The organism is Alteromonas sp., assembly GCF_984505615.1.
In genome coordinates this window covers 30,972-46,217 of sequence record NZ_CFHOXV010000016.1, presented here as the reverse complement: position 1 = coordinate 46,217, position 15,246 = coordinate 30,972, and the positions used below count along the sequence as shown (strand labels likewise).

Annotated in this window: 12 protein-coding genes; 8 read left to right on the top strand and 4 right to left on the bottom strand. The window is 49.2% G+C overall.

The window, feature by feature from the left end; all coding sequences use genetic code 11:
* The first annotated feature begins 25 nt into the window (after positions 1-25).
* Positions 26-1,747, top strand: coding sequence for a bifunctional protein-serine/threonine kinase/phosphatase (locus tag AC4PME_RS10965; protein WP_491046065.1), 1,722 nt, complete (start codon positions 26-28; stop codon positions 1,745-1,747).
* Positions 1,748-1,762: 15 nt separating this feature from the next.
* Positions 1,763-2,212, top strand: a complete 450-nt coding sequence (gene cynS / locus AC4PME_RS10960) for a cyanase (protein ID WP_474845105.1) — start codon at positions 1,763-1,765, stop codon at positions 2,210-2,212.
* Between the two features lie 84 nt (positions 2,213-2,296).
* Here cynS and AC4PME_RS10955 read toward each other — a convergent pair whose 3' ends face one another.
* The 4 genes from AC4PME_RS10955 to AC4PME_RS10940 all read right to left on the bottom strand — a co-directional run bounded on the left by AC4PME_RS10955 (position 2,297) and on the right by AC4PME_RS10940 (position 5,397).
* Positions 2,297-2,566, bottom strand: coding sequence for a hypothetical protein (locus AC4PME_RS10955; RefSeq protein ID WP_119500052.1), 270 nt, complete (start codon positions 2,564-2,566; stop codon positions 2,297-2,299).
* Positions 2,567-2,664: 98 nt separating this feature from the next.
* A complete protein-coding gene (locus AC4PME_RS10950) occupies positions 2,665-3,858 on the bottom strand; it encodes a JmjC domain-containing protein (RefSeq protein ID WP_491046064.1) in 1,194 nt (397 codons plus the stop codon).
* A 246-nt stretch (positions 3,859-4,104) separates the two neighbouring features.
* Positions 4,105-4,536, bottom strand: coding sequence for an OsmC family protein (locus AC4PME_RS10945; protein WP_491046063.1), 432 nt, complete (start codon positions 4,534-4,536; stop codon positions 4,105-4,107).
* A gap of 636 nt (positions 4,537-5,172) precedes the next feature.
* Positions 5,173-5,397: a hypothetical protein gene (locus AC4PME_RS10940; RefSeq protein ID WP_349584089.1), complete on the bottom strand. Its 225-nt coding sequence runs from the start codon at positions 5,395-5,397 to the stop codon at positions 5,173-5,175.
* 239 nt (positions 5,398-5,636) lie between these two features.
* Between AC4PME_RS10940 and AC4PME_RS10935 the strand changes: the two genes are divergently transcribed.
* The 6 genes from AC4PME_RS10935 (at position 5,637) to AC4PME_RS10910 (ending at position 15,156) form a co-directional block, all read left to right on the top strand.
* Positions 5,637-7,202: a SulP family inorganic anion transporter gene (locus AC4PME_RS10935; RefSeq protein ID WP_491046062.1), complete on the top strand. Its 1,566-nt coding sequence runs from the start codon at positions 5,637-5,639 to the stop codon at positions 7,200-7,202.
* A 355-nt stretch (positions 7,203-7,557) separates the two neighbouring features.
* Positions 7,558-10,101, top strand: coding sequence for a nitrite reductase large subunit NirB (gene nirB, locus AC4PME_RS10930; protein ID WP_491046061.1), 2,544 nt, complete (start codon positions 7,558-7,560; stop codon positions 10,099-10,101).
* Between the two features lie 12 nt (positions 10,102-10,113).
* Positions 10,114-10,467 (top strand): nitrite reductase small subunit NirD, encoded by a 354-nt coding sequence (gene nirD / locus AC4PME_RS10925; RefSeq protein ID WP_119500057.1) that lies wholly within the window; start codon positions 10,114-10,116, stop codon positions 10,465-10,467.
* A 52-nt stretch (positions 10,468-10,519) separates the two neighbouring features.
* The gene (locus AC4PME_RS10920; protein WP_491046060.1) at positions 10,520-13,291 is read left to right on the top strand and encodes a nitrate reductase; all 2,772 of its coding nucleotides are present in this window, start codon (positions 10,520-10,522) and stop codon (positions 13,289-13,291) included.
* Positions 13,284-14,174 (top strand): uroporphyrinogen-III C-methyltransferase, encoded by an 891-nt coding sequence (gene cobA / locus AC4PME_RS10915; RefSeq protein WP_490708308.1) that lies wholly within the window; start codon positions 13,284-13,286, stop codon positions 14,172-14,174. Before AC4PME_RS10920 ends, cobA begins: the two co-directional genes overlap by 8 nt.
* On the top strand, positions 14,158-15,156 hold the full coding sequence (locus AC4PME_RS10910) for a glycosyl transferase family protein (RefSeq protein ID WP_491046059.1): 999 nt from the start codon (positions 14,158-14,160) through the stop codon (positions 15,154-15,156). The genes cobA and AC4PME_RS10910 overlap by 17 nt, the downstream gene beginning before the upstream one ends.
* The last annotated feature ends 90 nt before the right edge of the window (positions 15,157-15,246 follow it).

The window sequence follows — 15,246 nt, the reverse complement described above, 5'->3', positions numbered from 1 at the left end:
AAACCTCTCACTGAGCTGCTTCAATATGCTTAGTTTATCCATCGGTCAATATTCCAGTGCAGGGGAAAAGCCGCTGAACCAGGACAGTTATGGTTTCAGGCTTCCCGAAGGTGATTTGCTCACATTTAAAGGCGCTGCGGTGGCACTGGCAGACGGTATCAGTTCCAGTTCAGTGAGTCACATTGCCAGTCACGTATGTGTTAAACAGTTTCTCGAAGATTATTTTTGTACCTCAGATACCTGGACGGTCCCCCGTGCGGCTACGCAAGTTATTACAGCAATAAACCGCTGGTTACTTGGTCAGAGTCGCAACAGTCCCTATGCCGGCGAGCCGGACAAAGGTTACGTTTGCACATTCAGTGCATTGATTTTCAAGCATCAACGTGTACATGTATTTCATCTGGGGGACGCCAGAGTGTACCGGCTGCGGGGCAGGGTGCTGGAGCAACTTACCCGCGACCACCGTCAGATGATAAATGGTGAAAAGCACTATTTGTCCAATGCCATGGGAATTAATGAATCATTGCAACTGGATAAAGACAGCCGCTCTTTGAAAGAGCAGGACTGCTTTCTTCTGCTCACCGACGGTGTGTATGAGTTTATCGATGAGGCCAGCCTCTGCAGTGTAGTGACTGAATATGAGCATGATCCGGATGAGGCAGCGAAGAGGCTGGTGGAAATGGCCTTTGCCAGAGGCAGTAACGATAACCTGACAGCTCAGATAGTCAGGGTAAATACCCTGCCAGCAGCCCATACCAGTGCCGCCGTGTCTGAAGAGGAAGAATTACCCATTCCCGGCGTGCTGCAAAACGGGGATTTTCTCGATCAATTTAAAATTGTCCGTAACATCTATCACAGTGCCCGCAGCCACGTTTACCTGGCTCAGAACACAGCAGATGGCAGCCAGGTGGTGCTGAAAGTGCCTTCTGTGGAAATGGCATATGAACTGGCCCATCTTGAAGCATTCAGGATGGAAGAGTGGATAGCAAGGCGAATTCACAGCCAGCATGTGGTGAGCGCCCCCGATCAGCAGGCAGCCAAAACGGCATTGTATACCGTGACAGATTTTGTGCCGGGACAAACACTGGCCCAGTGGCTGAATGATAACCCGCAGCCGGATTTGGAAACTGTCCGCATGATCATTGAGCAGGTCGCCAGGGGATTGATGGCATTGCATCGCAAAGACGTTCTCCACCGTGATATCAGACCTGAAAATATCATGATTGATATCAACCATCACATCACACTGGTGGATTTAGGTGCGGCTTCTGTTGCCGGTATCAATGAATTTGCCGGTGATAATAATGATATTCCCGGTACAGCTATTTATGCAGCACCGGAGTATTTTCTTGGTCAGGGTGGCAGTGAACAGTCTGAGCAGTTTTCGCTGGCGGTGCTGACCTACTATTTGCTCAGTGGCCGCTTCCCCTATGGCACGCAGGTTGCCAAATGCAGAAGCGTCACATCACAACATAAATTGAAATATGAAAGCGTGTTGGATCCTAACCGGAGCATTCCCTTCTGGCTTGATCACACTTTAAGAAAAGCACTGCATCCTAATCCGCTCAAGCGCTATGACGCACTTTCAGAGTTTGTGTATGCCCTGAGACATCCCGATGCAAAATTTCTCAGCAGCGAGAGACCGCCTTTACTGGAGCGTAATCCCGTTGCTTTCTGGCAGGGAGTCAGCGGTTTACTCCTTTGTCTTATTCTCGTTCTGTTACTGGAACGATTTTCACTTATCTAACCCGTGGAGCCCACTATGATTACTGACAGACAGCAAGTCACCGCAATGATTATGAGCGCAAAAGTCACTAAAGGCATTAAATGGTCACAGGCCGCAGAAGTGATTGGCGAGTCGAAAGAATGGAGTACTGCAGCATGCCTGGGCCAGATGGCAATGACCAAAGCGCAGGCTGAAGCCACCGGTGAATTATTCGGGTTATCAGAAGAAGCCGTCGCCTGGTTACAGATTGCACCTTATAAAGGTTCTCTGCCAACGGCTGTTCCTACTGATCCGTTAATTTACCGCTGGTACGAACTGGTGAATGTGTACGGCACCACACTGAAAGAGCTTATTCACGAAGAGTTTGGCGACGGTATTATGAGTGCCATCGATTTTGAAATGGACTTAACCCGTGAACCTGATCCTAAAGGCGACCGTGTGAAAGTGGTGATGTCAGGTAAATTCCTGCCGTACAAAACCTACTGACCGCAGTCGTAACTTAAGGCGAGACGGCATCATGAAACTGAATGGTGCCGTGTCATGCATTTAAATTGCTATTTTGAAATTAAATTATTTACGTACCACGTAAAGAAACCAGCCTACGAATACTGAAATCAGAATTGCGAAAAAACCAAGCAGGGGCAAAATCGAGAATACCCAGCGGCGAACTTCTTCAGGCTCTGCTTCCACGCCGAGTGGCAGGTACATTAACCCCACAGATGTAACGATGAAAATGGAAAGTGCTGAGGTAAGTGTGGCGCGCCAGAATGGCCTTGGCATGAACCAGTTCACGATAAAGGCGACAACAATGGCTACACCTGCCAGAAGATATGCAATCAAGGGAGCTCCGTATTAGCTTAGCAAAAACGCACAGTTTGACAGGTCGCCCGCCAAATGCAATTGCTGAACTCCGCTTTTGCACGGTAAATCATGGATGATTATTGGCGGGCAGGCGCAGGTTCAAGAAAGCCGCAGGCAAGCAAACGCTGTGTCAGGGCGACACGTACATCATCACCTATTTCACCCGGAATATCGGCAACCCTGAATGCAGACGTCGTTATCATGAATTGCAATTGTGCTTTTACGCCGGGGTGAATCAGTATTTGTTCGCCGGGAACAGATAAATCAAGAATCTTGTCTGTCTCTACTAACTCGGCCATGGCAAGGGGACTTCGCTGAACATAAGTATTTACGGAGACAGGATGCCGCGCAGTCGCTGACGGCGTCAATTTTGGCATATCCTGAATCAGTCGTGCCCGTTGGCGTTTAAGTGACTCCATAATAAATTGATCGTGTTGAGCAGCACTCAATAAGCTTTGCAGATGCTCCTTCACCTGCTGAGAAACCTGCTCCAGTGCATTATTTGACGCAAGGCAGTCCGCTCTCGGACCTATGTCTTTCCGTAACGGCAAACTAACTTCAGTTAAATGATCTAAAACAGCATTAACTGTATCCCTGACGGTGACAGGGACAAAGCCAATGGATAAGTGGATTGACTCTGAAGTCGACTGCACGGTATGAACAGTTCCCCGTGGCAAGTAGATAAAATCACCGGCTTTCACATCAACCGTTTGATAACGGGGCATTTGAGGAGGGAGTGAACCCGCCTTTTTCCATCGGGTAGGAAAGGAAGGTGGTGCGTCGGAAATAAACCAGCGTTTTGTGCCTTCCAACTGTATGACAATGACATCCACCTCATCGTGATGCACCGGAGCCTGTGCACCCTGATGGCTCCAGAATACGACGACACTGACCGGTGATTGAATGAGCTTTTCAAGCGAACGGGTAAAATTCGTAAGTTCAGGTGACAGCCCGGTGACATCGGGAATGCGGACAGTATAGTCACGCTTAAAGTGATCAGAAATCAGCTGATAAAAAGCCTGTTCGTTTTCAACTTCCGTTGCCGCAGGTGGAGGGAGCTTAGGGGCATGAGAATGACAGGTCACCGCGGGGGCATACCGGCGATGTCCCCGGAGTAATTTTTCCCTTGGAGATGTACCGCCAATCGCTGCCCTGAAAGGGTTGTTGTCTTTGATTATTAGCGGCTTTTTACCTACGTAGGAATTGAAAAAATCGTCGTAACTGACCGGGTTCAGGACCCTTTGCAGCACTTCCCTTGCGTCTGAAAGCATTGGTTTCCCTCCAAAAATTCTCATACTACATTAAGAACGCCCGGATAAATGTAACCTTTTGTAAAGAAATTTGAACAGTGAAACACTTAGTGAATTCAGCTCGATTTATTTTCCCGTTCCAGCCTCATTCCGATTTATTTTGTATTTGTGGGGACTACCCACACCAGAATGAACGGTCACAGTAAAGCACAATTTCACAGGTGCAGTTACTGAGACCGTCCCCGGCTTCATTTGCTTGTCGGCCGGTTAGCTTTGTAAAGTGTAATCAAGAGTGATTTTCGCGTTCAGCAATTTAGAGATCGGGCAGTTTTCTTTTGCGCCCTTCGCGATATCTGCAAACTTATCTTCATCAATCCCGTCTACTTTAGCTTCAAGGGTTAATGCAGATTTCGTTACGGTAAAGCCATCACCGTCTTTTTCCAGTGTGACCTCAGCATCAACTTTTAGATCACCGTTTTGATAACCTGCGTCTGATAACGCAAACGACAACGCCATGGCATAGCAACTGCTGTGAGCAGCAGCAATCAGTTCCTCAGGATTAGTACCGCTCTTGTCTTCAAAACGTGTATTAAAGCCGTAAGGCTGATCAGTCAAGGCACCACTTCCGGTACTCACATGGCCTTTGCCTTCTTTACCCAGCGGCTGATAGTGCGCAGAACCAGTTTTTACAATAGACATAATTTCTCCTTTTTCGGGAACAGTGACGGGAAGCCTTTCTGGCCAGAAAGGGAATTCACATTTAAAACTCGCGGTAAACCCATCCCTGGGCGCTCGGCAGCCGCATCCATGCGGCTGACGGTTTTAAATGTGAATTCCCACTCTGTCCGCGGCTTCCCCGAACTAATCCCGAATGCAGTCCTTATGCCGTCAGCTATACTTTGTGCTGCAGCCCTTGCCATGAGAGAGCTGTATGTAATGTGGCTGCACATCCTCTGCCTCACATTTACTGAAGGTTACTGTAACCCTTACAGAGCCGCTGTACCTTTTTCTGGCAGCCAGTGATTGCATAATTCATATGGAAGTTGTTAGTATTTACAAGCTGCATTGACCGTTGATGCATATTCAATAAAATTACTTTACTCTGTACTGAGAAAATAAATAGCAGATAGTCAGGCTTACCAAGAATGCGGCCGGGACCGCGAAAATATATTCAGAAGGTTTCACGCTAAAGATATTAGCTATGAATATTGTCGATATGCCGGTCACGACCAACGCTAATGGGACACATTGTTTCATGCTTTCAAATTTCATAATCCTAACTCCTGTATATAGATATTTGCAGGCACTAAATTGATGCCCGCAAAACAATGGGAATCAAGCAGTCGTTAACGCTATTGCAGTGCCGCTTGAAAAGATTGAAGCGCCAAGCATTACACCCACGCCTATAGGAGAAAGCACTCCCGTCAAGCTAAGCCCCAAGCCTAAAAAAGTCAGTGCACTCGCAACACTGGCACCGTATATAGCATCGTCACTCACGCCACCATTCACAAGTGTAATTTCAGTTTCCGACAATTCCGTTAATTGGTTATCTTTTTTCATTTGTTTTTCCTTAAAAATGCAGAATCACTCAGGATTAAGTGATACGTCTATTATCTACATGCTAAGATTTTAAATAACTGTCACTGTGGGACTAATAAAGATCAGTTTATAAAGAAATTAGCCTTATGACTGCTGACAGCAAGACAGCCGGTTTTAACATTCTGTTAAAGGACTTTGCAGGGCGATGGTGATAGAATCGCCGACCGTTTTTTAACCATGTACTGAATAATTGGACACCCATGTTTGATTTGATTAATAGCAAAGACAGCAATGTTAAAAACGACGTGCTGTCTGGCATTACTGTCGCACTGGCTTTAGTACCTGAAGCTGTGGCATTTGCCTTTGTTGCCGGTGTAGAACCTATGATTGGTTTGTATGCGGCCTTTATGATGGGCCTCATTACGTCTGCCATCGGTGGCCGTCCGGGCATGATTTCCGGTGCAACAGGGGCCATGGCCGTTGTAATGGTGGCACTGGTTGCTGAGCATGGCGTGCAATATCTTTTTGCTGCTGTGGTGCTGGCAGGTTTGCTGCAAATATTGTGCGGGGTATTCCGTCTGGGTAAGTTCATCCGGCTGGTACCCTATCCGGTGATGCTGGGCTTTGTAAATGGCCTGGCTATCGTTATATTCCTTGCCCAGTTAGGTCAGTTTAAAGTGCAAAATGCGCTGGGCTCACTGGAATGGATGCAAGGCACCATGCTGTATATCATGCTGGGCCTGGTGGGGCTGACAATGGCAATCATCTATCTCTTGCCCAAGCTGACAAAGGCTGTTCCAGCCTCGCTGGTAGCTATCGTCACCATTACACTGCTGGTACATGGTCTGGACTTAGAAGCCCGTACCGTTATCGATTTTGTCCGTGATTTATTGCCGGCAGATCAAAAAGCCACGGCCACACTGGCCGGTGAGCTGCCAACTTTTTCTATCCCTATGGTGCCGTTCACCTGGGATACGCTGATGATTATCCTGCCAACTTCAGTCATTTTATGCCTCGTTGGCTTAATTGAATCGCTATTAACTCTCACGCTTATCGATGAGATGACAGATACCCGTGGTCGCGGAAACAAAGAATGTATCGGTCAGGGTGTGGCAAACACCGTGAACGGTTTCTTTGGTGGTATGGGCGGTTGTGCCATGATTGGACAGTCGATGATCAACATCAACTCAGGTGGTCGTGGCCGTTTGTCAGGGATTACTGCAGCGGTTGTACTGCTTGGCTTTATCCTGTTTGCAGCGCCGCTGATTGAAATGATTCCCCTTGCTGCACTGGTTGGCGTCATGTTTGTGGTGGTAATCGGTACCTTCGAATGGGCATCGTTCCGCATAATCCGTGGTGTGAATAAGGAAGATGCATTCGTGCTGTTCCTGGTAACAGCGGTAACCGTTATCTCTGACCTCGCCATTGCTGTTGTTGTTGGTGTGATTGTGTCGGCACTGGTATTTGCCTGGAAAGCGGCCCGTTACATTGAAGCAAAAACCCACATCGATGACGATGGCTGGAAGGTTTATGAGCTGCGCGGACCGGTTTTCTTTGGTTCGATTCATCACTTTAAAGAGTTGTTTGATGTAGCTAATGACCCGAATGACGTGGTGATCGATTTCAATAACAGCCGAATCTGGGATTCTTCCGGTATCGATGCGCTGGACAGTCTGGCCGGTAAATATGAAGAGCAGGGTAAAAAGCTGCACATCCGGCATATCAGTTCAGAGTGTCGTGGCTTGCTTACAAAAGCCGATAAGTTTGTTGAAATTAATGTCAATGAAGACCCGCGTTATCGGGTAGCAACGGATAAATTAGGTTAAGCCGGTTAGTTGCGCCTGAGGTTGCCGGTCAGGACAAGGTTGGCACTAAAATGGTGCAATTGCAGTGTTAAGGTGCGTGTTTCCGGAAGCAGAATACGCATCTGAATCGCGCAGTTTAAGCTAACTTATTGATCTGTAGACATTGCTCAAACTGGCATCATACCTGCTATATCCAATACATAACCGTAAGCGATATCACGTAGATATCCACATAGCGTGAAGTTAAAGGCCGGCAAGAGCCTGACGCTGTGTAAGGAAACAATTTGTGCACGTTAAGTGCGTATCAGGCAAAGAAGCCCATGTTCAGTTTATCTGAGTGTGGGCTTTTTTTATGGCTCAAAGAAAGGGTTAAACAATGACAACATCAACAACACATCCAAAAGTACTCGTTATCGGTAACGGGATGGTTGGTCACCACTTTGTTGAACAACTGGTCGCCAGTGAGTACCCCTGTGACATTACAGTGTTAAGTGGCGAAAACCGTCTGGCATATGACCGTGTTTATCTTTCTTCGTGGTTTACCGGTGCAACGGCTGCCGATCTGGCCATGACAGATGAAGAAACTTATACCAAGTGGGGCGTTAACTTTAAGCTGAATGCCCGGGTCGAAAGCATTGACCGTAAGAACAAAACCGTCAGCACCAAAACTGACACCTTTAATTATGATGTGCTGGTGATGGCAACCGGTTCATATCCGTTTGTTCCACCTATTCCGGGTAACGACCAGCCTCATTGTCTGGTCTATCGTACCATTGAAGATCTGCAGGCCATCGAAGCCTCTGCTGCCGTCAGTAAAACTGGCGTGGTAGTAGGCGGAGGATTGCTGGGTCTTGAGGCAGCAAACGCACTGAAACAAGCCGGTGTAGAAACACACGTGGTTGAGTTTGCGCCTCAGTTGATGGCCGTTCAGCTGGACGGGCAGGGCGGTGATCTGCTGCGCACTAAAATTGAAGATTTGGGCGTAACAGTACATACACAAAAAGCTACCCAGGTGATTGAGGCCGGTGAACAAAGCCGCTACCGCATGGTGTTTGCCGACGGCTCACACTTAGAAACCGACATGATTTTATTCTCTGCCGGTATACGCCCGTCGGATGCCCTGGGCCGGTCAGCGGAGCTGGCAGTGGGCGAACGTGGTGGTATTGTCATTAACAATCAGTGCCAGACTTCAGACCCCGACATCTATGCTATCGGTGAGTGTGCGTTATGGGACAACCGTATTTTTGGTCTGGTTGCGCCGGGCTACACCATGGCCCGTGCGGTTGCAGCAAACATCGCCGGTAAAGAAGGTGAGTTTGCCGGTGCAGACATGAGTACCAAACTTAAACTGATGGGCGTAGAAGTTGGCTCTATCGGTGATGCACATGCCAGAACCCCGGGCGCACTGAGCTATACCTATCACAACCAGCCAGACGGCGTATATAAAAAGCTGGTGGTTGATGCGGCACAAAAGCAGGTTATCGGTGCAGTGCTGGTAGGTGATACCAGTGATTACGATACCTTATTGCAATACGCGTTAAACGGCATTGAACTGCCTGAGCACGCTGAATCTCTTATTCTGCCTTCTTCGTCAGACAAGCCTGCTCTGGGCGCTGACGCGCTGCCGGATACAGCAACTATCTGTTCCTGTCACAACGTAGCGAAATGCGATATTTCGGCAGCCATCGACGGCGGTTGCTGCAGTGTTGGCGACGTGAAGTCAGCGACCAAAGCGGCAACGGGTTGCGGTGGTTGTGCAGCACTGCTAAAAAATGTGGTGGACAGCGAGCTCGAGAAACGTGGTGTGGAAGTGTCAAAAGCCATTTGTGAGCACTTCAACTTTACCCGCCAGGAGCTTTACCACATGGTGAAAGTGGAAGGGATCCGAAGCTTCGATGCACTGCTTGAAAAGCACGGTAGCGGTTTGGGCTGTGACGTATGTAAGCCGGCAGTGGGTTCTATTCTGGCTTCAGTATGGAATGACTACATTCTTACGCAAACTAATTTGCCTCTGCAGGACACCAACGATACCTACCTGGGTAACATGCAAAAAGACGGGACTTATTCCATTGTACCCCGTGTACCCGGCGGTGAAATTACCCCTGAAGGTCTTATCCTGATTGGTGAAGTGGCTAAGAAATATGGTCTGTATACCAAAATTACCGGTGGACAACGTATCGATTTATTCGGTGCCCGCGTAGAGCAGTTACCTGATATCTGGCAGGAACTGGTCGACGGTGGTTTTGAAACCGGCCACGCCTACGCCAAAGCACTGCGTACGGTTAAATCCTGTGTGGGCAGCACCTGGTGCCGCTACGGTGTACAGGACTCTGTAGGTCAGGCTATTGATCTGGAAAATCGTTACAAAGGCCTGCGTGCACCTCACAAAATCAAGTTTGCAGTATCAGGTTGTACCCGTGAATGTGCAGAAGCCCAGGGCAAAGACATTGGTGTCATTGCAACGGAAAAAGGCTGGAACCTGTATGTGTGCGGTAACGGCGGTATGAAGCCCCGTCACGCAGATTTGTTCGCCACCGATATTGATGATGAAACGCTGGTGAAATATATCGACCGTGTACTGATGTTCTACGTGAAAACAGCTGACAGATTACAGCGTACATCTGTGTGGATGGAAAACCTGGAAGGCGGGCTCGATTATCTTAAATCTGTTGTGATTGATGATGCGCTGGGTATTTGTCAGGAGCTGGAAGATCAGATGCAGGCTGTGGTTGATGCTTATCAGTGCGAATGGAAAACCACACTGGAGTCCCCTGAATCACGTAAGCGTTTCCGTCAATTTGTGAACAGTAAAGAGAGCGATTCAAACATTCAGTTTGTAGACGAGCGTGGTCAGATCCGCCCTGCCACAGAGGCAGAGAAAATTGCGGGTACATCGCGTATTCCGGTAGAACTGGTTTAAGGAGACAACATCATGCAAGCATCTGTAGAAATTATGCCGCGCTGGCACGACATCTGTGAACAAAGTGACCTGGTTGCCAATAGTGGCGTTTGCGCCCTGATTGACGAACAACAGGTTGCGATCTTCGCCCTGAATACAGCTGGCGGCACCAACCTTTATGCAGTCTCAAACTGGGACCCGGTAGGTAAAGCCAATGTGATGTACCGCGGGATTGTCGGTTCTGTTAAAGGTGAAGCCGTGATTGCCTCTCCTTTGTACAAAGAGCATTACTCTCTGGTGACGGGGAAATGTGTCGAGAATGAAGCAGTCAGCCTGTCTGTATACGATGTCCGTCTTGAAGACGGCCGCGTACAGGTTGCATTGTAAGATTCCGGTTTAAAAGGTCTGCTGACCACCATTAAAAGCACAGGTAACTACCATGAATCACGCCCGCGCCACAGTAATTTCAGTACAGTCTGCCCCTAAGAGTGTTGCCAGGACACCAACGCTTGCGCAGACAACGTGCCCTTACTGTGGCGTTGGTTGTGGTGTGGACATCACGCTGGAAACAGCAGGCAATAAAACAACGCTTAAAGCCCTTACCGGTACGCCTGAACATCCGGCCAACTTCGGCAGATTGTGCGTGAAAGGCACCAATCTGCTTGAAACCAATGATCTTACTGGCCGCCTGACTCAGCCTCAGATGGGCGGCAAGCCGGTATCCTGGGACACTGCAACCAGCGCCATTGCTGAAAAAATGCAACAGGTGATTGATGAGCATGGACCTGATGCTGTGGCGCTGTATGTTTCAGGACAACTGCTCACTGAAGATTACTACGTCGCCAATAAGTTTATGAAGGGGTTTGTTGGCAGCGCGAACATCGACACCAACTCACGACTTTGTATGTCTTCTGCGGTTGCCGCGTATAAACGCGCTTTCGGGGAAGATATCGTACCGTGCAACTACGAAGACCTGGAGCAGACGGATTTGCTCATCCTTACAGGCAGCAACGCCGCCTGGACACATCCGGTGCTGTTCCAGCGTATGGAGCGGGCAAAACGACAAAATCCGGATATGAAAGTGGTTGTGGTTGATCCGCGGGCAACAGATACATCCACGCTGGCCGATTTGCACATTCCGTTAAAACCGGGCACTGATGCGGTGCTGTTTAATGGTCTGCTGCATTTTCTGGCACAAAATGGAGGCCTGGATACTGATTTTATCGCCGCTTCTACCAGTGGTTTTGAGGCGGCACTGTCCAGTGCGGCAGAATATTCGCTGAGCCGTGTGGCTGAAGAATGCGACGTACCGGAGCACGATATACTGGCACTGTTCACGCTGTTCCTCGAACGTCAGCGGGCCATTACCTTTTTCTCTATGGGCATCAATCAGTCCACCAGTGGTGTAGATAAAGGTAATGCCATTATCAACTGCCATCTGGCAACAGGCAAAATTGGCAAAACAGGCAGCGGTCCGTTCTCCATCACCGGACAACCTAATGCCATGGGCGGCCGCGAAGTAGGCGGACTGGCGAACATGCTGGCTGCTCACATGGATATTGACAACGCACAGCACCGTGACCTGGTACAACGTTTCTGGCAATCGCCCCGTATGGCTGATAAGCCGGGGTTAAAAGCGGTTGATCTGTTTAAGCGCATTAATGAAGGCAAAGTGAAGTTTGTCTGGGTCATGGCCACCAACCCCGTGGTGAGCATGCCAAATCGCTGTGAAGTCGAAGCGGCACTGAGCAAATGCGATATGGTTGTGGTATCGGATATGGTGACTAAAAACGATACTCTGAAGTTTGCTCATATTGCGCTGCCGGCATCCGGCTGGTCAGAAAAAAACGGTACAGTAACCAATTCAGAAAGACGTATTTCACGCCAGCGCGGTTTACTGAAACCGGCAGGTGAATCCAGACATGACTGGCAGGCGTTATGTGCTGTGGCTGCAAAGATGGGGTTTGCAGAACATTTTGATTACCAGCACCCGGCTGAAATCTTCGATGAACATGCCCGCCTGACTGCTTTTGAGAATCACGGCGACCGCGCTTTGGATTTGGGCGGTCTTAGCGGCTTAACAATTGCAGAATACGATAACTTCCGTCCTGTGCAGTGGCCCGTGCCGGAAAAAACAGTAGCCGGCGCGACACGCTTGTTTGCTGACGGCGCATTTTTTACCGCAGATAAAAAAGCCCGGTTTATCGCGATTTCACCCCGTTTGCCCGAACAGCAAACCACAACAGCATTTCCGTTTGTGCTTAACACTGGTCGCAGTCGTGACCAGTGGCATACCATGACCCGCACAGGTAAAGCAGGGAAATTGCTCAAGCATGCACCGTATTCTCAACTGTCTTTGCACCCTGAAGATATAAAAGCGCTTGGACTGTCAGCACAGGAACTGGTCGCTGTGAACAGCGCCTGCAATACCGGTGAGCCGGTTATTTTACCTGTGGTTGAAGATAAACAACTGCGTAAAGGCAATTGCTTTGCGCCTATTCACTGGTCTGCTACCTGGGGCTCTAACCTGACACTTGGTGCGTTATTTAATGGCGCCCACGACCCATTATCCGGACAGCCTGAACTGAAACAGGGCGCGGTGAGTGTTGCTGCAGTCAGTTTTAATTTACACGGACAAATGATTATCAGCGACGCTGATGTGGCAGCGGCTCTGTCTCCGGCTTTTGATTACTGGGCGAAAACCACCACTGACGGCGGTACGGCCTTCCGCATCGCCAGCAACAACGACACCGGGGTTCTGTTCAGCAGTTTAAAATGCGTGCTTCCCGCGCACTGGTTATTCGTTACCCGTCAGCATGAAAAAGGTCTGACGGTCATCGCAACCAGTGAGAATCGTTTTGTTTTCGGTTTATGGCTGGAACAGAGCTACCGTGCTTTACCTGATGAGTGGCTGGACAGTTGTCTGCAACAGGATGACATCTCTTCAGAGTTGCTGGCTAATCTGTTGCGCGGTACACCTGATGAAGCGTTCCTCAACGGAAAACTGGTATGCAGTTGCTTCTCCGTTCGTGAAAAAACCATTGAAACAGCCATACAGGCAGGTTGCTCATCTGTCGACGGACTGGGCAACGAACTTAAATGCGGTACTAACTGCGGTTCCTGCAAACCGGAACTGCAGAAGATGCTCGACAGTTATTCTTCTACTCAAACTGCAAAAGCAGTTACACCTGAGGTGATTCTCCATGATTAATTCAGCCATCGCAAAACTGCCGCAAATGTTCTTCCGTAAGCTGATGACCGGTCAGCAACGTCACCGTGTCATGCAGCCTGCGACGCCGGCATCCCTGACGGGTGAGAAAAAACAGGGACAGGTGTTTATTGTCGGCGCCGGTCCGGGCGATGCAGAGTTGCTGACAATTAAAGCATGGAAGTGCCTGCAGCAGGCCGATGTGGTGTTGTTTGACTGGCTGGTGGATGAGTCTGTCATTGCAGAAATTCCCCGTCATGTGAAAACGGAATTCGTGGGAAAGCGGGCAGGCAAGCATTCAATGGTGCAGGATGACATTTGTAAGCGGGTGGTTGAGCTGGCACAGTCAGGATTAAATGTGGTGCGGCTAAAAGGCGGGGATCCGGCAGTTTTTGCCCGTACCTGTGAGGAAACCGCTGCGCTGGAAGCCGCTGACATTCCGTTTGCCATTGTGCCCGGGATCACTGCCGCTTCAGGGGCTTCGGCTTATACCGGCATTCCTTTGACAGAGCGCAACTGCGCGCAGTCGGTGACATTAACCACCGCCAGTTTTAAAGATAAAAACCAGATGCCCGACTGGGCAACGCTTGCAGATACCATGCAGCGTCAAACTGTTGTGGTGTACATGGGATTGTCCCGGTTGAGCAAAATCACGTCTGAGCTGGTGGATGCCGGTATTCGTGAAACCCTTCCGGTGGCGGTGATTGAGAACGCTTGCACTCCCAACCAGCAAGTGATCACCGGCACTGTTTCTTCTATCGCTGAAAAGGTAACGTCAGCAAACCTGCAAGGTCCTGCTTTGTTGATCTTCGGAGAGGTGGTAAAGTCTCGCCAACAGGTCTCCACAGCGCTGCTTCAGCAGGTAACCCATGTCGCAGGAATTTAGTCAGTACATCAAAATAATAGGAAAGGGTCAGAAAGGTAGCCGTAGTCTGACCCGCGAAGAAGCATTCACCGCGATGAGAATGCTGCTGGCCGGCGAAGTGACCGGTGATCAACGGGGCGCATTTTTAATGTTGCTCCGTACCCGCGAAGAAACCCCCGAAGAAGTCATTGGTTTTGTTCAGGCATGCCATCAACTTATCCCGCAAGATTTAGCAACACTCAAACCTGACGTAGATATTGGTTGTTATGCCGGTAAAAGACGCCAGTTGCCCTGGTACCTTTTATCTGCAGCTTTGCTGGCAAAAACAGGCAAACGGGTTTTTCTGCACGGTGCCCATGAACCCGGTTCCGGTCGGTTATATGCCAGCCACGTGCTGCCAACGCTGGGCTTACAGGCTGTGACATCAATCAGCGAAGCAAAGTCTCAACTGGACAGCTTCAATGCCAGCTATCTGGATTTAGGCGTGGTTCTGCCGCCGCTGAATACGTTAATAAAGCTCCGCGAAGTTTTTGCGCTGCGTTCCTGTGCGAATACGCTGGCGCGGTTACTGAATCCTACGGTAGCCCCGTATTGTGTGCAGGGGGTTTATCATATGCATCTTGACCACAAACACCGGCACGTCAATGAAGCCTTCACTGCGTGGGATTCATTGTGTTTCCGGGGAGATGGTGGCGATCCGGAAGTGAACAGTGAAAGGCCTACGGATTTGTTTATTACCCGTAAAGGTGAAACGGAAACGGCAGTGTTACCTGCTTTTACGGAAAAGTGGGCTATGAAAGACAGGGAAATGGACATTGCTGATATGCTGGCTTTCTGGCGCGGCGATATTCAGCATCAATATGGTGAGCAGGCCGTTCATGCGACACTGGTGAGCTATCTGATGCTGACAGATTCCTTGTCATCAGAGGAAGCCGCGAAGCTGGCTGTTACTCTCTGGCAAAACAGAGATAAGCAAGCTTTACCCTTCACTCAGTCTTTGTAAGGCTGAATTTTCCATCTTGCCGTTGCCGGCAACATTCTGCATTTTATAGCGCAAATCAGGCAGTTTAGCTGCCTGATTTGTTAATTTAAT